This window comes from Candidatus Methylacidiphilales bacterium (assembly GCA_033875315.1).
GTDB lineage: Bacteria > Verrucomicrobiota > Verrucomicrobiia > Methylacidiphilales > CAZTYG01 > JANRJG01.
Window position 1 is genome coordinate 1 of sequence record JANRJG010000006.1, and the last position, 20,641, is coordinate 20,641.

Sequence of the window (20,641 nt, forward strand, 5' to 3'; positions counted from 1 at the left end):
AAAAAGGACGGGTGAACCCTTTGCGGAGCGGCTGGGACGCATGTGGGAATCTCTCGGCGTGGAGCCGGCGAAGTGGGGCTTTTGGTCGGCCTGGGTCATGAAGTTTGGGAAGTTCATCGCTCCCAGGAAGTATTACCAAGCGACCCTAGCCGATGTCGAGGGGAATGGGTGGTGATAGCGCATAGCCAACAGCTCCCCGTGCGGGCGATGCCCAACGGGGCCTTCGGGACACTTGACTGGCGCTGGAGAGACCGAGCGGGAATGGGGGGCAGTGGACGGACGACGGACGACGGACGACTGACCCATTCAGATCTGCTTGGCCCGGGGCCTGTTGGTGGCTACTCTTTCGCTTCGATGAATCCGAAGGAATTGCCCATTCATGAGATTGCCCCGGCTCTCAATTTGGCCCTGGGCTCGGGCAACCGGATGGTCATCCAGGCGCCGACGGGGTCGGGCAAGTCCACCCAGATCCCGCAGTTCCTGGCCGATCATCCGGCCATGGCCGGGCGGGAAATCATCGTTCTCCAACCGCGAAGGCTGCCCGCCCGCATGTTGGCCAAACGGGTGGCTTGGGAACGCGGGGTGGATTTGGGCGGCGAAGTCGGCTACCAGGTGCGTTTTGACAGCCGTCGCAGCCGCGAGACCCGCATTTGTTTCATCACCGAGGCCATCCTGCTGCGCCGGATGATGGACGATCCGGAATTGAAGGGCGTGGGGGCGGTGGTCTTTGATGAATTCCACGAACGACATCTTTACGCCGACGTTTCCCTGGTTTGCTGCAAAAGACTGCAGGAGACGCTGCGACCCGATCTGCGCCTGGTGGTGATGTCGGCCACGCTGCAGACCGAGGGTCTCCAGGCCTACCTTGAGTCGAGCACGCTTCTGCAATCGGAGGGGCGGACTTTCCCCGTCACCGAGGAGTTCCTTGAGGAAGAGGACACCATCCCGGTGTGGGAGGCGGCGGCGCTGGAACTGGGACGGGCGGTGCGTCGTGGTTGTGAAGGCGACGTCCTCATCTTCATGCCCGGGGCCTACGAGATCAACCGCACGATCCAGGAGGTGCGGATGTTGCAGGAGAACAAGAACTGGCTGGTATTGCCCCTGCACGGGGAGCTGCCGCCACAGCAACAGGACGCGGCCATGGAGGAGTCGGCCACACGCAAGGTGATCGTTTCGACAAACGTGGCGGAAACGTCGCTGACCATTGATGGCATCCGTTTGGTCATTGATTCCGGGCTGGCTCGGGTGGCGCGCTTTGATCCGCACCGGGGCATCAACACCCTGGTCATCGACAAAATCAGCCGGGCCTCGGCCGAACAACGCAAGGGCCGGGCCGGTCGGACCGCACCGGGGCATTGCATGCGCCTGTGGGCGGCGCATGACCACCGGAACCGGGCGGTGGCGGAATTGCCGGAAATCAAGCGGGTGGACCTGGCGGAGATCTGCCTGACGCTTCTGGGGGCAGGCCATGACCCCGCCGCGTTTGAGTGGTTCGAGGCTCCGTTGGAAAACAGCCTCAAGCGGGCGCTGGTGTTGTTGGAGGACTTGGGGGCGATGGAGGCCGGGGCCATCACGGAGTTGGGTCGTCGCATGCTGGCCTTCCCGGTGCATCCGCGGTTTTCCCGGTTGTTGATCGAGGCCGGACAACGCGGATGCGTCCGCCCGGCGGCGCTCATTGCCGCGCTGTGCCAGGGCCGGAGCATTCTCCAGCGGGCGGATTCGCCGCAAATGCGGGAACGGCGCGAGGATGTCCTGGGGGGTGAGGGACGCTCGGATTTTTTCCAACACATGCGGGCCCATCAATATGCCGCGCGGGTCAATTTCCGCGTGGAGGAATGTCGCAAGCTGGGCATCCACGCCCAATCGGCCTCGCAGGCGGGCCAGTTGCAGGAACGGTTTCTCGAGATCGCCAGGAAGCAGGGCATCCCGATCGAGCAGAAGGCGGCCGATGAGGCCTCGATCCGCCGGAGCGTGCTGGCGGCTTTTTCCGACCAGGTGGCCCGGTTGGTCGATGGCGGGACCCTGCGCTGCGAGTTGGTGCATGGTCGCCGCGGGTCGCTGGCGCGGGACAGTGTGGTGCGTGAGGCGGGATTGATGGTGGCGTCCGAGATCAACGAAATCGAGGGCCGGGACAAGGAGTTGAACGTCATCCTGAACCAGGTGACCGAGATCGAGGAAGATTGGTTGCGCGAGTTGCAGCCGGGGGCGTTCCGCGACCGCCATGAGGTGCGCTGGGACCCGGTGGTGCGCAAGGTGCTGGCCGAGCGGGTGGTGGTCTTCCGGGATCTGGTGTTGCGGCGGGAGGCGGCGGCGGTGCCGCCCCCGGAGCAGGCTGCCAGCCTGCTGGCCCGGGCGGTGCAGGATGGGAAGTGTCCGCTGACCCATTGGGACGATGCGGTGGAATCTTGGATTGTGCGCCTGAACTGTCTGGCGGCCTGGTGCCCGGAGTATGAACTCCCTCCCGTGACTAGAGAGGATCGGTTGGCTCTGCTGGAACAGATCTGCCACGGGGGTTACAGCTACAAGGACATCAAGGACCGTCCGGTGGCGCCAGTGGTGCACGGATGGTTATCGCCGTCCCAGCGGGATCTGCTCGACCGGATGGCCCCGGACCGGATCGAATTGCCCGGGGGGCGCAAGGCGCGAATCGTTTACGGGGAGGGCAAGGACCCTGTGGTGGCCTCGCGCATCCAGGATTTGTTCGGATTGCAGGAGGCGCCGAAGGTGGCGGGTGGGAAGATCGGGGTGACGGTGGAAATCCTGGCCCCGAACATGCGGGCGGTGCAGATGACGCGCGATTTGAAGAATTTCTGGGCCGAAACCTACCCGCAGATCAAGCCCGAGCTGGCGCGTCGATATCCCAAGCACCGCTGGATTTGAGATTCAGGGTCTAGGATCCAGAATTCAGGATTCGGGATTCAGGATCTAGGATTCTGGGTGGGGAAGTTAAATTCGAAGCACCCTCCAGTCAGACCAAATGAATGGAGTGGGCGATAAATGCCTTATGCGAGGACGAAGCGGGGGAGCCTCGCCCTCCCGCTGCTTCTGTCGTTTGTTCCCTTCCTCGTGCTCTCGGGGGCGAATCCAGCCGGATACGGTGTTATCCCCGGCTTGAGTTTTTGGGGACAGCGTCACCCGCGGGAGGAGATGGTTTCTGAGGAGCTTCATCCTCGCGGCGCTCCAGAACGTCATCGACCCAGGATGCCGGGTCGTCGAGGGATTCGAGGTGGGTGAAGACAATGGCCCCCGGCAAAACGTTGCGGATATCACCCTCGATCTGTTCCAGCAGGTGGTGGCCGTGTTGCACGCTCCAATCGCCGGGCACCAATACGTGCATGGAGACAAACTTCAGGGCCCCGGCGTGGCGGGTCCAAAGCGCATGGAACTTGATGGCATCGGCTTCGTAGGACTTGAGGACTTTTTCGACGGCTTGACGGTCTTCCTTGGGCAGTGCCGTATCCATGAGGCCGACAACGGAACGCCGGACGATTGAAAAGCCGGTCCACAAGATGTTTGCCGCCACGACCAGCGCGATGATGGGGTCAAGATTCTGCCAGCCGGTGACCGCGACCAGTCCGACCCCGAGAACCACTCCCACCGACGTCCAGACGTCCGTCAACAAATGATGCGCATTTGCTTCCAGGGTGATGGACCGGTGCTTCTTGCCGGCGCGCAAAAGCAACAGGGCGGTGGCCAAATTTGCGAGCGAGGCCCCGGTGGAAATGGCCAACCCAAGGCCCACGGACTCCAAAGGAGCGGGATGAAGAAGCCTGTGGCCAGCTGTGACGGCGATGCAGAGTGCGGCAATCAAGATGAGTGCGCCTTCGAACCCGCTTGAAAAATATTCCGCTTTGCCGTGGCCGTAGGGATGATCTTCGTCCGCCGGTCGCTCCGCCACCGTCAACATGCCCAGGGCCATGACACCCCCAAGCAGATTGACTATGGATTCCAAAGCATCGGAGAGCAGCCCAACAGAACCTGTCAGCCACCAGGCCCCCGTCTTCAGGCCCATGGTAAACAGGGCGGTGAAGATCGACAGCCAGGCGAATTTAGTGAGAGAGGATCTTTCCATAGGAGGATGGGACAGGCTCTAGGCCGGAACAGTTCAGTTCACCACGAAGGACGCGAAGAACGCGAAACAGAAACACATGATTGGGAATACATTTTGAAGTAATCCTACTGCATGACATTTGGATTCGGGTTGACCGATCGGTGAATGGAGTTTTTGCCAGCCAAAATCCGTATGACTTCGCGAACTGAGCGTTTTTCGCGGTAAACAACTGCATAGTTACGGCTAGGGACGATGATAGTGCAACGGGCGGGGAAACCACAGGGTGCACGACCCGGGCCGTAAAGCCAATGATTCGCGCCCTGTCATGGTCATTATCCAATGAGATGGAGCAGGTCACAGAGTTTCTCAGAAAAGAACGAGGCTCCTGACTTCCCGCAGATGCGCAGAGGGTGCTTCGCTCGGGAGGCCGAAGACAAAATCAGGGGATGGCGGGTTTGAATTTTTGGCTGGGGGTGGATGGCGGGGCCAGTGATGAGGGCATGCTATTGGGGGCGGGTGGAGGTGTGTTTGAAGGGGCAGGTGGGGGGCTTCCGGGAAACCGGGGGGTCGCGGCCGGGTGGGCGGAGGAGGGAGCCACCGGAGGCGGGGGTGGGGGCGTGTAGGTGGGTGTTGATGAAGTTAGGCTGGGGGTGCTTGCCGGGGTGGATGGCGGCGTCGATTCCATGGTGGCTTGGTGGGCTTTCATGGCGGGCGACAGGCGGTCCCAGCCGATTTTTCGAGCGTAGGCCAGGGCGGTTTGGGGCACGGCATAGCGTACGGATTCCTTCGGATAGCGTTCCACCAGTTCTTCGTACAGGCGCATGGCTTCGCCGGGTTGTTCGGATTTCTGGAATTGCCCGGCGATTTTCAAACCGAGCCGGATGTTGGTGATGGGACTGGTGCCTTCCTGGCGGGCCTTGTCGTAGCAGGCGCGCACGACATCGGTGGTGGCGCCAAGATCCCGCACCAGATCGGCGCATTCCTCCCAAACGACCGGGCAGGGTCGCGATTCTGCGGCGCGGATCAGGGTGGTGATTTTTTCCAGGTCTTCGCCCGGTTGTTGGGCGAGGAGGCGGAGGGTGCGGGCCACGATCCAGTCGGAGGAACGGTCCTGGCGGCCTTCGGCGATTTGCAGGCTGTTGAGGAAGGAGCGGGGAAAGGGCCGGTAGAGGGGGTCGCCGACGAAGGTGGTCATCCAGGACAATCCGACCTGGGACTGGTAGGCGGCCTCGGCAAAGGTCAGTCCCTCCAGCAATCCACGGAAGAAGATCCCGACCTGCGGGGTCATGCCGAGGTAGGGTTCGTAGACGTTGCCCATGGTGGCGGCGGCGCCGCGGTGGATGAGCGGCCCGGCCCAGAACCGGTCCGGCACACGCAGGCTCTCACCGCTGAAGGAATGGAGGTGGTAGGCCACCGCACCCGGGGCGAAGCGGAAGCCGGGAACGGTGAAGGGGCCGCGGACATCCCGCTCGTACCAGCCGGCGTATAGGGCGACGTCCTCCCACGGTTGTTTGTCGTCGTAGACGGGTTCGGCTTCGTCGAGTTCGGCATTGAAGCCGCCATTGCGGCAGACGGTGAAGGCTTGGCGGATCCAGTCGTCGCCAGCGGTGTAGGGATTGGCGGGATCGCGCAAATTCCGGCTGTCGAAGAAGGCCCTTCCGGCCAGTTCCATTTCCTCGGTGGCCACCGAGTCGCGCATCATGCGGCGCACGTCGTCGGGGGTGGGGCCGTCGAGGCGGGTGACGAGGATGAGGTTGTCGGCCATGAACTGGTTGAATTCGCGGCTGCGGTCGCTGTGGAAGTAGGGATTGGGGATGGCGCTGGAGAGAGGATAGGATCCGAGGGTGAGGAGGGAGAGTTCGGAGTCGACGGCGGCGGCGTTGCTGCGCAGGGGTTCCTTGATGGATTCGGGGGCGATGATGGTGGGGTCGCCTTCGATGCGGAGGGGGATGCCCCGGATGAGGGCGATGGCCCAGATTTGGTTGCCGACGGCCTGTTGGGTGGGGAAGTCCTCGTTGTTGAAGCGGATCTTGCGTGGTTGGCGTTGGAGCCACTGGTTGGATTCCAAGAAACGGGAGATGGGGTTGCGCAGGGTTTGGTCGAATTCCTTGCGGGTGATGGTTTCGTTGGTGGAGGCAGGCAGGCCGAGGATGTGGTCGGCCGGGATTTGCCGGAGGCGGGCGTACTCGGCGGCCAGGGCGGTGGAATCGGGATCGCTGCTGTTGAAGACGACGAGGAGTTTGTCGTGCAGATCGGCGGCGGTGAGGGGGCAGAGCCCGGCCAAGCCCCAGAAGAGAAGGGCGGCGCGACAGAGACCGGCCGGAAAAAACCGCATCCAATAAGGATAGGCGCGTAGCCGGGCAGGGGCCAGAGGGAAAAAGGAGCGAAAACGGAGCCCAAACGAATCGAAAGCGGACACAGTTGACCGCGGGCGATCCGGCGGCAATCTTGGCGGATGCTGCTGACCCTGCGCATCCGCAACCTGGCCCTGATCGAGGACCTGACCTGGGAGCTGGGCCCTGGATTCAACATCCTCACCGGCGAGACCGGGGCGGGGAAATCCATCCTGATTGATGCCTTCAACCTGCTCCTGGGCGAGCGGGCCGACCGCACCCTGATCCGCGACGGGGCGCAGGAATGCGCGGTGGAGGGTCTGCTGGAGGTCTCCCGGCCCGTGGCGGCGAAGATCGGGGCATTGGGCCTGGATGGGGTGGAAGTCGGGGAAGGGGAGCTGTTGCTCAAGCGCACGTTTTCCCTGCAGGGACAGAACCGGCAGTCGGTCAACGGCAGCCCGGTCACTCTGCAGATGCTCAAGCAACTGGGGGATCTGTTGGTCGACCTGCACGGACCGCACGATCACCAGTCACTCCTCTCCAAGGACCAGCAGATCCGCGCGCTGGACGCGGCCGGGCCGTATGCGGACGAATTGTCGAAGGTGCAGGAGGCATGGGCCGTGGTGCAGGCCTTGAAGGGCGAGATCGAGGCCTTGGAAGCGGCCGCGCAGGGGGATGTGAAGCGCCGGCTGGATTTTCTCCAGCACCAGATTTCCGAGATCGAACAGGTTGATCCCAAGCCGGGCGAGGACGAACAGATTGAACAGGAATACCGGGTGGCGACCCATGCGCAACGGATTGTCGAACTGGCCTCCGGCGCGTCGGCATTGCTGGCGGAGGGGGAGGGCAATGTGTTGGAAGTTCTGGCACGGGTGCAGCGTTCCTTGCAGGAATGGGAGGGGCTGGATCCGGCGGCGGAGTCCGTGGTGGCGCAAAACAGCGCCGTGGTCGGCCAGGTGCAGGAATTGTTGCGTGATATCGAGACCCGGGTCCGTTCGGTTGACCTGGATCCCTCCCGGCTGGGCGAACTGGAGGCACGGTTGAATCTTCTCCAGGGACTGAAGCGCAAGTATGGGGGGGGTGTGGCGGCGATTCTGGCGCAGCGCGACCAGATGGTGGTGGAGCGCGACCAACTGGCCCATCTGGAAGAAAACCGGGCCGGGCTGAACAAGCGCTTGGAGGCGGCCTCGACTGCCCTGCGCGCGGCCTCGCAGGCCCTGACCCAATCAAGGGCGGCACATGCGCCTAAGCTGGCCCAGTCGGTGGCCCGTCAATTGAAGTCGCTGGGTTTCAAACAGGCGAGTTTCGAGATCCATCTGGAGCCCAGGAGCGAGCCGAACAGCCGCGGCCTGGATGAGGTGGATTTTGTTTTCGCCCCGAATCCCGGGGAGTCCCCGCGGCCCCTGCGGAGCATTGCCTCCAGTGGCGAAATGGCCCGGGTGATGCTGGCCTTGAAGTCGGTGCTGGCCGAGCAGGACGGGATTCCCATTTTGATTTTTGATGAAATCGACGCCAACGTGGGCGGGGAAACGGCGCTGGCGGTGGGCGAGCGGTTGCGCAAGCTGGCCGATTGCCACCAAGTGCTGTGCATCACCCACCTGCCGCAGGTGGCGGCGGCGGGGCATCGCCATTTCCGGGTGGAAAAGAAGACGGCCAAGGGTCGCACCACCACCCAACTGGAAGACCTGGATGCGGGCGGGCGCAAGGAAGAACTCGGGCGAATGCTGGGCGGGGCGAACGCCAGTGCACTGAAACTGGCGGCCGAATTGTTGGGTCACTTCGGGAAGTGAGTGAGGACAGAGGGCGGGGGAGAGGATTCGGGATTCAGGATCTGGGGGCAATGCCGATAACTGAGGGTGCCTGCCTTGCTGTAATACCCAATTGAATTGAGTGGGCGTAAAAGTGCCTTATGGGAGGGCGAAGCTCCAGCTGAGCCGCCCTTGGAATAGAGACATCAAACCGGCCCGGCAGGAACCTCGCCCTCCCGTTTATTCTGTCGCTCAGTCATTTTAAACTGGTATGTAGGTCGAGGGCGGGGGACAGAGGGCGGGAGCCGGAAACCTCAAAACCGAACGGGGAAAGGATTCCCCGTCTACAAAGGGATCCGGGGTGTGCCGTCCACCAAGGAGACCAACCGATTACTTCGGGGTGGAATCGGCGGGGGCGCGGAAGCTGAGCTTCTTGACCCCGGCGTAGCTGGCGGCATCGAGGACGTTGATGAGACGGCTGTGGACCGTCTTGGCACTGGGGGCGATGATGACCGGAGGCGGGTCGTCGGCCAGGGCTTCGGTGGCGCGCTTCAACTGTGCGCGCAATTCGTTCAATTCCAAGTCGGCCGGTGTGCCGACCGGGGAACCGTTGTAGAAGACCACGCCCTCGGCATCCAGAGTGACGAGGATCGGGGTGGTCGGTGTCCCTGGAATGGTGCTCTTGCCCTCGCCGGGGACCTTGACCCCGAGTTCCTGTTCCTTCTCATTGGCTCCGGCGGAGACCATGAAGAAAAGCAGGAGCACGAACATGACATCCAGCATGGGTGCAATCTGCAATCCGAATTCGCCTTCTTCTCCTCCGCCGCTGGCCATGGTGTGGGTTCCTGGGGTGTGTGGGGTTGGGGTTTACTTGGTTTCGAAGCCGCGGGCGCGCTTGCCCTCTTTGTCTTCATTGATGGCGAAGGAGACATCGGGGACACCGGCCTTGGCGCAGGCCTTCATGACCTCGTGGATGCGCTGGTATTGGGTGTTGACGTCGGCGCGGATGAAGACGCGGAACGGCTTGTTGGGGTCATAGCCCGGGGACTGGGTGTACTGGCCGAGCTGGCTCTTGACCAGGGGAACGAGGTTTTCCGGGTCGGTGATTTTTTGTTCAAGGCCCTTGACCTCGATGGAACCGTCGAGTTTCTCGATGTTGATGTCCATCAGGGCGTCCTTGCCCTCGATTTCCTTGGCGTCGAGTGCCTTGGGGAGGGTGAGGTTGGCGCGCTGCATGGTCACCTCGGTGGTGGCGGTGGCCATGAAGAAGAGGAGCAACACGAGCAGCACGTCGACCATGGGCGCCACTTGGAACTCCATCTCCATCTCGTCTTCCGCCAAGACGGTGGGGACGGTGGGGCCGCTGTGGGGTTGGGACATAGGGCGAGGAAGGCTGGAGCGTGGACGGGATCAGGAGTTGGCGTTCAAGCCCAGGTTGAGGCCTTGCAGTTGCTCGAAGGGGATGAGACGGAGAAGACCGCGGATTTCCCCGTGGACGTCGGCGAAAACGACGGTGGAGGCGTTTTTGAAGTAGTAGAAGAAGACAAAGCCCGGGACGGCGACGACGAGGCCGGCCAGGGTGGCGATGAGCACTTCGGAAATGGCGGAAGAAAGGCCGGTCATGTTGGCGACACCGGATTGGCCGAGGACCGCGAAGGCCTTCATCATCCCGGCGACGGTACCGGCGAGACCGACCATGGGGGAAACGACCCCGATGACCGAGAGGTAGTTGTTCTTGGCCTTGATGCGGGAGGATTGTTGGGTGAAGCCTTCGTTGACGATCTCATCGACGGCATAGCGACCGAGAGTGACCGAGGCGAGGGCCGGTCCCATGACGGCGGTAAGGAAGCACTTGTTGGCCCCGCAGACGTCGAGGGCCTGCTGGTAGTTGCCGCTGACTAGGGCATCGCGGAGCAGGGCGACTACGGCGGGAGGAGCGAGTTTGGCCGTGCGGAGACGGATGAAGAGCTCGACGATCAGACCGAGCATGACCACGGAAGAAAGGAGGAGGATCCACATCACGACGGCCTTGGGGCCGGGAGTGATGAAGATTTCGTAGAACTTCACATCCTTGGGCGCGCCGGAGGCGTCTTCGGCGGCCATCGCAGGAAGCAAGGTTAGGAAAAAGGCGAGGAGGGTGAGGAGCTGCAGGTTGAAACGGGCGAGGATGGGGATTCTTTTCATGGGGGGATGACTGGTAAGGGAAAACAATCGCGCGGCTCTCTTCCGGTGTCAAAAGTAAAAAATACTGATCGCAACTATTTTAGGAGACACGGGGTCGTGCCGTCGCGGGTGGGGGTGGTTCAGGCGGAGGCGCGCTGGAGTTCGTACAGAAGGATGCCCATCGTGTAGAGGGCAGCGGTTTCCGTGCGCAGGACAGTCGGTCCGAGGCTGACCGGAAGGTAGCCCGCGCTGAGGAAGGCCCCGGTTTCCGCCGGGGTGAAGTCGCCTTCGGGTCCGATGAGGAAGGTGAGGTTGTTCCATTGAGGGGTTTGGCGGGCCTCGGCGAGGACGAGATGGAGGGGGCGGGCGCCGGGTTGCAGGGAGGCGATCATTTTGAGTCCGCCCCAGGCTTTCTGGGAGTCGATGAAGGCGGAAACGGAGAGCGGGGGATGAATATCGGGAAGCCAATTCTGGCCGCATTGTTTGCAGGCTTCGAGGGCGGTCTGGGACCATTTTCCCGCCTTGGATTCGGCGCGTTCGCCTTCGAGTTGGACCACGGACCGGTCGGAGAGGATGGGATAAAGGGTAGGCAGACCGAGTTCGGTGCCTTTCTGGATGATGAAATCCATGGCCTTGTTTTTCGGCACAGCCTGGCCGAGACGGAGTTGGAAGGCGGGAGCGGGCGCCTGATGGATGGATTGGACGCGGAAGCGGAGCCCGTCTTTGTCCGCACTGGCCACCGTGGCCCGGGCCTCCCGTCCCTTGCCGTCGAAGACCGCCAAGGCATCGCCTTCTTTCAAGCGCAAAACGGAAAGAGCGTGGTGGGATTCCTCGCGGGAGAGGATTCCGAGGTCGAGATTGGGGGCGAAAAAGCGGTGCATGGAGGTGGTGACAAAGATGGGAACCGGTGGCGTGGGTCAGCGGAAGAAATCCTTGGCTTTCTCGAAGAAGGATTTGGTATCGGGGTTGGTGTCTTCATCGCAGACCGCGGCAAAATCTTCGAGTTTGGCTCGTTGTTCGGCGGTGAGTTTTTTCGGGACCTCGATGTGGACACGGATGTTGAGATCGCCGCGGGTGCCGCCGCGAAGGTCGGGGACCCCTTTGCCACGGAGGCGGAAAACCTTGCCCCCCGGGGTGCCGGCCGGGATTTTCAGTGCGGCCTTGCCCTCGAGCGTGGGCACAATGATTTCACCACCGAGGGCGGCCTTGACGAAGCTGATGGGCACTTCGCACAGGAGATCGTTTTCTTCGCGGTGGAAGAGCGGGTGTTCGCGGACGTGGATGACGATGTAGAGGTCGCCATGGCCACCGCCGCGCAGACCGGCCTCGCCCAGGCCGGGGGAGCGGAGACGCGAACCGGAATCGACGCCGGCGGGCACGCGGATTTTGACCTTGGTGCTTTTTTCGGCACGACCCTCGCCGCCGCAGGAAGTGCAGGGGTGTTCGATGACCACGCCCGATCCATGGCAGCGGGGGCAGCTTTGGACCATGTTGAAGAAACCGCGGCTGACCGAAACCTTGCCCGCGCCGCGACAAGTCGGACAGGCCACGGTTTTGGAGCCTTTGGCCGCCCCACTGCCGGAGCAGGTTTCGCAGTTTTCCAATTTGCGGAGGGTGACCTCTTTTTCGCACCCGGCCACCGCATCCTCGAGACTGATTTCCAGGTCGTAGCGCAGATCGGCCCCGCGGCCGGATTGTTCACGTCCTCCGCCGAAGGCTTCGCCGAAGATGTCCCCGAAGATTCCTCCTCCTCCGCCCGCGCCGAAGACCTCCCGGAAAACATCGAAGGGGTCGTGGAATCCCCCGCCAGCCGCACGTCCGGACCCGCCGCCCTGTTGGAAGGCACTGTGGCCGAAACGGTCGTAGGCGGCTTTTTTATCGGGGTCGCTCAAGACCTCGTAGGCCTCTCCGAGTTCTTTGAATTTTTCCTCGGCCTGTTTGTCGCCCGGGTTTTTGTCGGGATGGTATTTGACCGCCATCTTGCGGTAGGCCTTCTTGATCTCTTCTTCTCCGGCCTCGCGGGAGATGCCGAGGACTTCATAGTAATCGCGTTTGGTGGCGGCCATGGATGGAATCTAGGGGGAATCAGGTCAGGACAAAGGAAAAAACGGGGGCAGGGATCCGGGATCGGGAATCATCATGAGGGACTGGGGATTAGGCGGCGGGTGTTTCCGCCGGGGTGTGGGCCACGACGACCGCGGCCGGACGGAGGAGTCGGTCGCGGAGTTTGTAGCCTTTGCGACGCTGGGCGAGGATGGTGCCCTCTGCTTGTTCGGGGGAGGGTTCTTGGGCGATGGCTTCGTGCAGGTGCGGGTCGAAAACTGCGCCGACGGCCTGGATTTCCTCGACCCCGCAGTCTCCGAGGAAGCGCTGGATCTGGGTGCGAACCATCTGCATGCCCTGGGCGATGGTGCGGGCGTCGGGGGCGGTTTCGGCGGCGGCCAGGCCGAGTTCGAAGTTGTCGATGACGGGCAGGAGGGACTCCAGGAGCGATTCGTTGGCGTAACGAACGGCCTCATCCTTTTCACGGGCCAGGCGTTTGCGGAAGTTGTCGAAATCGGCCTGCATTCGGATCATCTTGTCCTTGGCTTCAGCAAGCTGTTGGAGAAGTGCGGACGGGTCCGGGGAAGCGGAGGATGCGGGGCTTTCGGCGGGGGTTTCCGGGGCGGGCTGCTTGTCCTGGAGATTGTCTGGATTGTCTTGATTGTTTTGGTCTTGGGGATTCATTTTTTCTGGAGGATCAAGAGGGTGATGTCGTCGTTCTGGCTGGCGGTCCCGCGGAAGCGGGCGACCCGCTCCACGATGTTGACCGTCAGGGCGGAGGCTCCGTCTTTGGAGCATTTCCGGAGGGAATCCAGCAGGGGATCCCGACCGAATTCACGCCCTTCCTCGTCGACGGCTTCATTCACGCCGTCGGTGTGCATGAGGAGCGTATCACCCGGTTGCAAGGGAACAACCAAGTCCTGGATCACCATATCGAAGACGTCCCCACTGTCAATTCCCAGGACCATTCCGGGTGATTGGAGGAGGCGGACGACGCTGCTGCCGGCCTGGTGGAAGAGGGGGGCATCATGGCCGGCCTTGGCCAGGGTGATTTCGTTTTTACGGGTGTCGAGGATGGCGTAGGCCATGGTGATGAACATGTCGTTGCGCAGGTCGGGGAAGAGGACGCGGTTGACCCGGCGGAGGAGTTCGGCGGCGGAGGTGCAGCCGCGGGCATGGAGGCGTAGGACACTGCGGCACATGGCCATGACCAGGGAAGCGGGGACCCCCTTGCCGGAGACGTCGGCGATGACGATGCCCCAGCGGTCTTCGTCGACCTGGATGAAATCGAAGTAATCGCCACTGACGTACTTGGCTGGAAGGTTGACGGCGGCCAAATCATAGCCGGAGATGTCGGGGCAACGGGCGGGGAGGAGGATCTGCTGGATTTCCCGGGCGACAAGGAGGTCGCGGTCGAGTTGTTTTTTTTCCGCCAGTTGCGTGTACACGGCGGCGTGGTGCAGGGAAAAGGCGGCCTGGGCGGCAATGGATTGCACCAGGTCGAAGTCGGCTTGGGAGAAGGCGTCCTGGGGGGCGGGGTTGGCTATGGTGAGGAGGCCGAGGGTTTCTTCGCGGTATAGCAGGGTGAGGCAGATGAGGGAATAAGGGGTGAATTCGGGGTCGCGGGAGGGCGGAAAAAACGTACCGGCTTCCTCGCCGTTGAGAAGGAGTCCGCCGCCATGAAGGAAGAGTTCGGCGGGAGGGGAAGGAGGGTCGAGCGGGAGGGGGTGGTCGCGGAGGACGGCGCGGAGTTGCTCCGGACCTTGGAGGGCGCGGGCCCAGGCCTCCGGACCAAGGGGGACGGGCGGTGGAAACAGACCCCGGACCATGGCGGGGAAGAGACGGCGGTGTTGGGATTGGTGGAGGAAGATGGCTCCACTGCGGGCGGAGGTGACGCGCATGACGGCATCGAGAATCATGCCGAGGAGTTGTTCCTGGTTGACGTCGCCGGTGAAGGCCTCGCCGATTTCGTGCATGAATCCGAAGTAGTTTTTCTTTTCCGAGAGGAGCTGGCGGACATGGCGGCGCGCGGCGGTGAGCCGGACGCGGCAATTCCACCACAAGGCGGAAGATGCGACGGCGGCGAGCAGGGCCGCGGCAGCGAGGAAGATGGCCATGGTCGGGGGTGGCATCATGCCGGAAAACGCCCTCCGGTCACGCGGGGAATTTCGGGGAGGGCTGCGGAGGGACGAAGGCTCAGGAAGTCTTGCGTCCGAGTTTGTTTTCCAAAAAGGTGATGACGTCCTGGAATTTGGAAGCGTTGTCGCGGTTGAGTTCGATCAGGTTGCGGTGGGCTTCGAGCATGGTGGTGGCGACGTCTTGTTTGCAGGGTTCCCCCGGGGCCGGGAGGGGACTCAAGGGGGCGGTGGGCGGGGCGGGTGCGGGTTCGAGGTGAAGGATCCGGTCCAGACCGAGGGTGGCAAGGAGTTCGGCGTTGCGCGGGTTGACGTTGACCACGCGGGGCAACTGGCCTCCGGTTTGTTTCTGGATGCGGGCCAGGCCGGCGAGCACACCCATGAACGTGCTGTCCATGTGGGGACACTCCTGGAGGTCGATGGTGAAGGTGTTGACGCCGAGATCGGCCACGGTCTGGGCGTAGGATTTGACCAGGGAAGCGTTTTGGAAAGATCCCATGCCGACGACCTTGATCATGCTGACGGGACCCTCTTGCGAGACAAGTATGGTGGGGGCAACCACGTCTCCACTATAAAAAAGTCCGGCGATCAGTCAATGGCGGGCTTAAGCACCTTGGGGTCAGTGGGTTGTGCTCGGTACCAGTGCCGTTTAAGCGACGCAAAAGCAGAATCAGGCGTCTTCAAAGAGGAAATTGCGGGATTTGAGGTCCTCGATTTTTTTGCGGAATTCCTCGCGGTTCGGGTCGCCCAGGCGTTCGAGGATGCGGTAAATTTCCACCGCGCCGCGGATGTCTCCCTGGTCTTCGCGCATCTGGGCGGCGGCCAGACCCGATTTGATGAACCAATGGAATTCGGGTTCGGGGGATTGTTGCGTGACTTCCGGGGGGAGAAGCCGTCCGTAGACCACATCGAGGTAGGCCTGGAGGGCGAGGTTTTTGCGGTCGAGCCGGGCGAGGGTTTGACCGCGGAGAAAGCCGGCTTCGTTGCGTTGTGAGGTATTGGCGGCGGGGGAGGCGAGGATGGCTTCGGTCACGGCCAGCGCCTGGTCGAGTTTTTTCGGATCCTGGGTGGCCAGGGTGAAGAGTGAGCCGGCTTTGCGGAGGGAGGCTTCGACCCAAGCGGCATCCTCCTTGCGGTTGGCCAGGATGGAATCGGCGACGGTGAGGGCCGCTTCATACTGGCTGAGATTCATGAGGCAGCGGATTTGCAGGAGGCGGGCGTCGATTTTGACCGGGGATTTTTCCGCGACCTTTTCCAGAAGCGGGATGGCTTCTTTGAACTCGCCACGGGTGGCGGCGGCCTTGCCGGCGTAGTAGGCGGCGACCGGGGCGAGGCTGTGGTCGGTATGCGACTGGGTGAATTCCAGAAAACGGGTCTGGGCTTCGGCGAGGTTGCCCTGTTGGTATAGCCAGCGGGCGACTTGGAACTCGGCGTTGATGACGGCCGGGTGGCCGGGGAAGCGCTCGATGAATTGTTGCCATTCTGTGCGCACGGCCTCGCCCTTGAGGAGGTCGAGGTTGACTTCGGTCAGGATGCGCCGGTAGGAGGCATCGGCCAGGCCGCTGTAGGTGGGGAAATCTTTTTCAATTTGGCGGAGCGAGCGGATGGCCGAGGCGGAATCTCCTTTTTCCAAGGCGCCCAGGGCCAATTGGTGGGCGGCCTGGGCCGCGCGTTCAGGGTCATCACCCCGGGCGGAAAGCTCTTGGTAGATTTTCGCAGATTCTTCCGTCTTCCCGTTCTGGTTGAGGAGGCGGGCCTTTTCCATCAAAGCGACCGGACGGTGGCGGGACTGGGGGTTGAGTTGTTCGAGGGCCTGATAGGTGAGATTGAATTGATCGAGATTGCCGGCGCGGGACCAGGCGAGGAGGGCACGGAAGAGGTTGGCTTCTTTTTCGTCCGGGGAATCGGCCGCCCCTACGGCGGCGAGAAACTTTTGGGCAGCGCCCGCATCGTCTTTTTTCTCCGCAAGCCATTCCCCCTGCCGGATGAAGGCGCGGCAGGCGTAGGGTCCGGTTTTGTTCTGGGTGATGACTTCTTCCATGGCGGCAGAGGCCCCCTCCAGATCGCCTTTGCGCTTCAGGCACTCGCCCATGAGGATGCGGGCGGGCCATCGCCATTCCGAACTGGGATAGGAATTGATGAGGAAGTCGAGTTCCGCGATGGCGGCATCGTCGTTCCCCTGGTCGCGGTAGAAGCGGCCGATGGCGAAGAGGCCGACCGTGGATGTGCCCTCTTTTTTGCGCACGAATTGGCGGACGCGCAGACCGGCTTTGGCCAGGGTATTGGATTTTGCGTTGGCTTCCAGGTAACGGACGACGGCGGGTTCGACGACCTTGGGGTCGAGGGCGAGGGAGAAGGCCTGTTCAAAGGCGTCGGAAGCGGCGGTCCAGTTCTCTTTGGCGGCGTGGGCGAGGCCGGTTCCAAACCAGGCGAGGGGAACGAGGTTGCGGGGCCGGGCGCGGGAATCGCCGGTGATTTTGCGGTACCATTCCAGAGCGCGGTCGGGTTCTTTTTCGGCCTGGGCCAGTTCTCCGGTCCAATAGGCGGCTTCATACGTGGTCGCGGGGTCGGGTTTTTCAGAGGCCAGCGATTCGAGGAGCGTGTGGGCGGTGGTGAAGTTGCCGCTGGTGATTAGGATGCGCGATTTCTGCAGGGCGGCCTTGCGGGCGGGAGGCTGGGCGAAGCCGGCAGCGATGATCGGGTCGAGGAGGGCCATGGCCTCGCTGTTTTTCTCCAGCCGGTGTAGAGCGGCAGCGAGTCCGATGCGGACGTCATCGGCAAGGGGGTCTTCCGGGTGGTTTTTCAGGAACGTCTGGTGGCGTTCGGCGGCTTCGGCCCAACGTTCCTGGGCGGCAAGGGTTTGGGCTTCCCAGTAGAGGTATCCGGTGCGGAATTTGTCGTCGCCTTTGGTCGGCGGCGTTTTGAAGATTTCCAATGCCTGGGGCAGCTTGCCTTGGAAAAAATAGGCCTGACCGAGAAGCCATCTAGCCTCGGTTTTGAAATCTGAATCCGGGTATTTGGCGAGGAACTTGGTCAGACGGTCCTCGGCCGCATCATACAGGTTGTCCTGGAAAGTCTGTTGCGCCAGCGACATGGCCCTTCGCTCGAAGAACGAGGATTCGGCGGCCAATGGGGTGACGGCGGCGAACCACCCCAGCACAAGCCAAGAAGCTTTAAAGCAAAGTGGGTTCATCCTGGGGGTCGGGCCGCTGGGTGCCAGCGCGGGGTGCGCGGAGCTTGGGGCCAAGGAATTGTCCGGTGAAACTGGCGGGATGGGCGGCGATTTGTTCGGGAGTGCCTGTGACCACGACAGTTCCCCCGGCGGCTCCACCCCCGGGTCCCAAGTCGATGATATGGTCGGCGTTTTTGATCACATCCAAATGATGTTCAATGATTAAGATCGTATTACCAGCATTACGGAGCTTGAAAAGCATGGAAAGCAGGACTTCGATGTCCGAGAAATGCAGGCCAGTGGTTGGCTCATCGAGAATGTAACAGGTTTTACCGTTTGTTTTACGATAAAGTTCAGCGGCAAGCTTGATTCGCTGGGCTTCGCCGCCGCTGAGGCTGGTGCCTCCCTGGCCCAAGGGAAGGTAACCCAGGCCGACATAGGCGAGGGTCTCGAGCCGGTCCGCCACTTCCGGGATGTTCTTGAAGAGGGTGAGGGCCTGCTCGACGGTCAAGCCCAGGACATCGGCGATGGTGTGGCCCTTGTAGGTGATCTCGAGGGTTTCGCGGTTGAAACGCCGGCCTTTGCAGGCCTCACAAGTCACATGCACGTCGGGCAGGAGCTGCATTTCCATGGTGATGATGCCGTCACCCTGGCAGTGTTCGCAGCGGCCGCCGGGGGTGTTGAAGCTGAAGCGTGATTTGGTGAAGCCGCGCACGCGGGCGAGCGGGAGTTGGGCGAAGAGGTTGCGGATGCCGTCGAAGGCCCCGAGGTAGGTGGCGGCGTTGGAGCGTGGGGAGCGGCCGATGGGGGACTGGTCGATGATGACCGCTTTTTCCAGGGCTTCGAGACCGGTGATGCGGCGGTGGGCCCCGGGCCGTTCCTTGCCGGTGCCGAAATGGCGGAAGAGCGCACGGCTGAGCACATCGTGGATGAGGGTGCTTTTGCCCGATCCGCTGACGCCGGTGATGCAGGTCAGGCAGCCGATGGGGAATCGGACATCGATGTTTTGCAGGTTGTTTTCCGTCACACCCTCGAGAGTGATCCAACCCTGCTCCGGGGCGGTGCGCCGCCCGGTGAAAAGATCGAGTGTTCCTGCGAGGTAGCGACCGGTGAGGGAAGTCGGGTTCTGGATGATCTCCCGAGGGGTGCCCATCCCGGTGATCCGCCCGCCGTGGATGCCGGCGGATGGACCGACTTCCACCACCCAATCGGCTTGGCGGATGGTATCCTCGTCGTGTTCGACCACGACGATGGTGTTGCCCTGGTCGCGGAGGCCTCGGAGGGTGTCGAGCAGGCGGGCGTGATCGCGGGGGTGGAGGCCGATGCTGGGTTCGTCGAGCACGTAGAGGACCCCGGTGAGGCCGGAACCCAGTTGGGAGGCGAGACGGATGCGCTGCATCTCGCCTCCGGAGAGTGTGCCGGTTTCGCGGTCAAGGGTTAGGTAGGGCAGGCCGACCTCGCAGAGGAAGCGCAGGCGGCCGCGGATCTCGGTCAGGAGTTCCCCGCCGATAGCGCGGTCGCGGTCGCTCCATGGATTTTGCTCGAGGAATTCAAGGGCACCGGAGGCGGTGAGGGCGCAGAATTCGTGGATGCCCAGGGGTTGGGCACCAGGGCCACGGTCCAGGCGGACGGCAAGGATTTCCGGGCGGAGTCTTTTCCCGGCGCATTCGCGGCAGGTCTGGCGGGTCATGTAGCGCTTGAGCCGTTGGCGGGCCAGAGGGCTTTCGCTCCGGTCATGCAGGTCCTGGATCCAGGCGGCCAGGCCTTCGAAAGGGCGGGGCTCGGTCACGACCCGGCCGTCGCGCAGCGTGGCCATCGGAACGGGTTCTCCGCGGGAACCCTCAAGGATGAGGTTGCGGAACGATTCCGGCAGGGCGGCCCAGGGCGTGGCAGTGGAAACCCCGGCGTGGCGGGCGAGGTCGCGGAGAAGGGAGCGATGGTGGCCGGTTTGGCGTTTGGGGATTTTGGCCCATGGGGCGATGGCCCCGTCGTCGAGACTTTTGCCGGGGTCGGGCACGCAGAGGGTGGGGTCGGCGATGATTTCCGTGCCCAGTCCGTGGCAGCGGGGACAGGCGCCAAGCGGATTGTTGAATGAAAAGTGCCCGGCACTGAGGTCGGCGAAGCGGTGGCCCGTTTCAGGATCGAAGTTCCGGTGGCTCAGGGCCCATTCCACCGCCGTGCCGCCATCCGCAGGGGGCCAGTGGACGATGACGACCCCGTCGCCCGTTTTCAGGGCGAGTTCGAGCGAATCGGAAAGACGCGAACGGGCCGCGGGTTCGACTTTGAGCCGATCGACAACAACCTCCAGTTGGTGCGTCCGGTTGCGGTCCGGTTTGGGATTTTCGTCGAGAGTGAGGAAGGTTCCGTCGAGGCGGATGCGGGCGAAGCCCTCGCGGCGTAGCCGGTCGAGCAGGCCGCGGAGATCGCCGGCATCCCCGGTGGGGAGCGGGGCCAGAAGCACGAAGCGGTCGCCGGCCGGTTCATCCAGGATGCGGGTGGCCATGTCCTCGACGCTCCAGCGCTGGAGGGGTTTTCCGGTGACCGGGTGGTGGGGGCGTCCTAGGGTGGCGAAGAGGACACGGAGGTGGTCGAAGATTTCCGTGGTGGTGGCGATGGTGGACCGGGGGTTGCCGCTGGCGGTGCGCTGCTCGATGGCGATGGCGGGTGAGAGGCCTTCGATGGAGTCGACGTCGGGCCGGTCGAGACGGTCGAGAAACTGGCGCACGTAAGAAGAGAGGGAAAGCATGTAACGGCGCTGGCCTTCGGCGAAGAGCGTGTCGAAGGCGAGGGAAGATTTGCCCGAGCCGGAGGGGCCGGTGATGACGGTGAGGCGGTTGCGGGGGAGGTCGAGGTCGACTCCTTTGAGGTTGTGGGTGCGCGCCCCGCGGATACGGATGGTTCCGGCGTCCGTGAGGGGTGTGGGGCGGGCGATTTTCATCAACCCGCCAGCCTATGCCCGGAAAGGACGGGTGCAAAGCGCGAATGCGCAGGGAGGG

Annotated in this window: 14 protein-coding genes; 2 read left to right on the forward strand and 12 right to left on the reverse strand. The window is 62.8% G+C overall.

Annotated features, from left to right (window positions below):
- Positions 1–354: 354 nt before the first annotated feature.
- Positions 355–2,880: an ATP-dependent helicase HrpB gene (gene hrpB / locus SFU85_01840; GenBank protein MDX6765509.1), complete on the forward strand. Its 2,526-nt coding sequence runs from the start codon at positions 355–357 to the stop codon at positions 2,878–2,880.
- A 220-nt stretch (positions 2,881–3,100) separates the two neighbouring features.
- Here the strand turns inward: hrpB and SFU85_01845 are convergent, their stop codons facing one another.
- Together SFU85_01845 and SFU85_01850 are read right to left on the reverse strand one after the other, a co-directional pair.
- Complete coding sequence (locus SFU85_01845) at positions 3,101–4,072, reverse strand: cation diffusion facilitator family transporter (GenBank protein ID MDX6765510.1); 972 nt, start codon at positions 4,070–4,072, stop codon at positions 3,101–3,103.
- 418 nt (positions 4,073–4,490) lie between these two features.
- Entirely contained in the window at positions 4,491–6,386 is a 1,896-nt protein-coding gene (locus tag SFU85_01850) for a TIGR03790 family protein (GenBank protein ID MDX6765511.1), read from the reverse strand.
- A 120-nt stretch (positions 6,387–6,506) separates the two neighbouring features.
- Here SFU85_01850 and recN point away from each other — a divergent pair, with 120 nt between their 5' ends.
- Complete coding sequence (gene recN / locus SFU85_01855; protein ID MDX6765512.1) at positions 6,507–8,174, forward strand: DNA repair protein RecN; 1,668 nt, start codon at positions 6,507–6,509, stop codon at positions 8,172–8,174.
- A gap of 348 nt (positions 8,175–8,522) precedes the next feature.
- On the opposite strand, the gene SFU85_01860 is transcribed toward recN, so the two are convergent.
- The 10 genes from SFU85_01860 to uvrA all read right to left on the reverse strand — a co-directional run bounded on the left by SFU85_01860 (position 8,523) and on the right by uvrA (position 20,583).
- On the reverse strand, positions 8,523–8,966 hold the full coding sequence (locus SFU85_01860) for a biopolymer transporter ExbD (GenBank protein MDX6765513.1): 444 nt from the start codon (positions 8,964–8,966) through the stop codon (positions 8,523–8,525).
- Between the two features lie 33 nt (positions 8,967–8,999).
- Positions 9,000–9,512: a biopolymer transporter ExbD gene (locus SFU85_01865; protein ID MDX6765514.1), complete on the reverse strand. Its 513-nt coding sequence runs from the start codon at positions 9,510–9,512 to the stop codon at positions 9,000–9,002.
- A 30-nt stretch (positions 9,513–9,542) separates the two neighbouring features.
- The gene (locus tag SFU85_01870) at positions 9,543–10,316 is read right to left on the reverse strand and encodes a MotA/TolQ/ExbB proton channel family protein (protein MDX6765515.1); all 774 of its coding nucleotides are present in this window, start codon (positions 10,314–10,316) and stop codon (positions 9,543–9,545) included.
- A 119-nt stretch (positions 10,317–10,435) separates the two neighbouring features.
- Positions 10,436–11,176 (reverse strand): 16S rRNA (uracil(1498)-N(3))-methyltransferase, encoded by a 741-nt coding sequence (locus SFU85_01875; protein ID MDX6765516.1) that lies wholly within the window; start codon positions 11,174–11,176, stop codon positions 10,436–10,438.
- Positions 11,177–11,212: 36 nt separating this feature from the next.
- Entirely contained in the window at positions 11,213–12,361 is a 1,149-nt protein-coding gene (gene dnaJ, locus SFU85_01880; protein ID MDX6765517.1) for a molecular chaperone DnaJ, read from the reverse strand.
- A gap of 88 nt (positions 12,362–12,449) precedes the next feature.
- Complete coding sequence (gene grpE / locus SFU85_01885; GenBank protein ID MDX6765518.1) at positions 12,450–13,022, reverse strand: nucleotide exchange factor GrpE; 573 nt, start codon at positions 13,020–13,022, stop codon at positions 12,450–12,452.
- A complete protein-coding gene (locus SFU85_01890) occupies positions 13,019–14,455 on the reverse strand; it encodes a GAF domain-containing SpoIIE family protein phosphatase (protein MDX6765519.1) in 1,437 nt (478 codons plus the stop codon). Before SFU85_01890 ends, grpE begins: the two co-directional genes overlap by 4 nt.
- 79 nt (positions 14,456–14,534) lie before the next feature.
- Entirely contained in the window at positions 14,535–15,035 is a 501-nt protein-coding gene (locus tag SFU85_01895) for an STAS domain-containing protein (protein MDX6765520.1), read from the reverse strand.
- A 108-nt stretch (positions 15,036–15,143) separates the two neighbouring features.
- Positions 15,144–17,633 (reverse strand): tetratricopeptide repeat protein, encoded by a 2,490-nt coding sequence (locus SFU85_01900; protein MDX6765521.1) that lies wholly within the window; start codon positions 17,631–17,633, stop codon positions 15,144–15,146.
- Positions 17,634–17,646: 13 nt separating this feature from the next.
- Positions 17,647–20,583 (reverse strand): excinuclease ABC subunit UvrA, encoded by a 2,937-nt coding sequence (gene uvrA, locus SFU85_01905; GenBank protein ID MDX6765522.1) that lies wholly within the window; start codon positions 20,581–20,583, stop codon positions 17,647–17,649.
- Between the last annotated feature and the right edge of the window lie 58 nt (positions 20,584–20,641).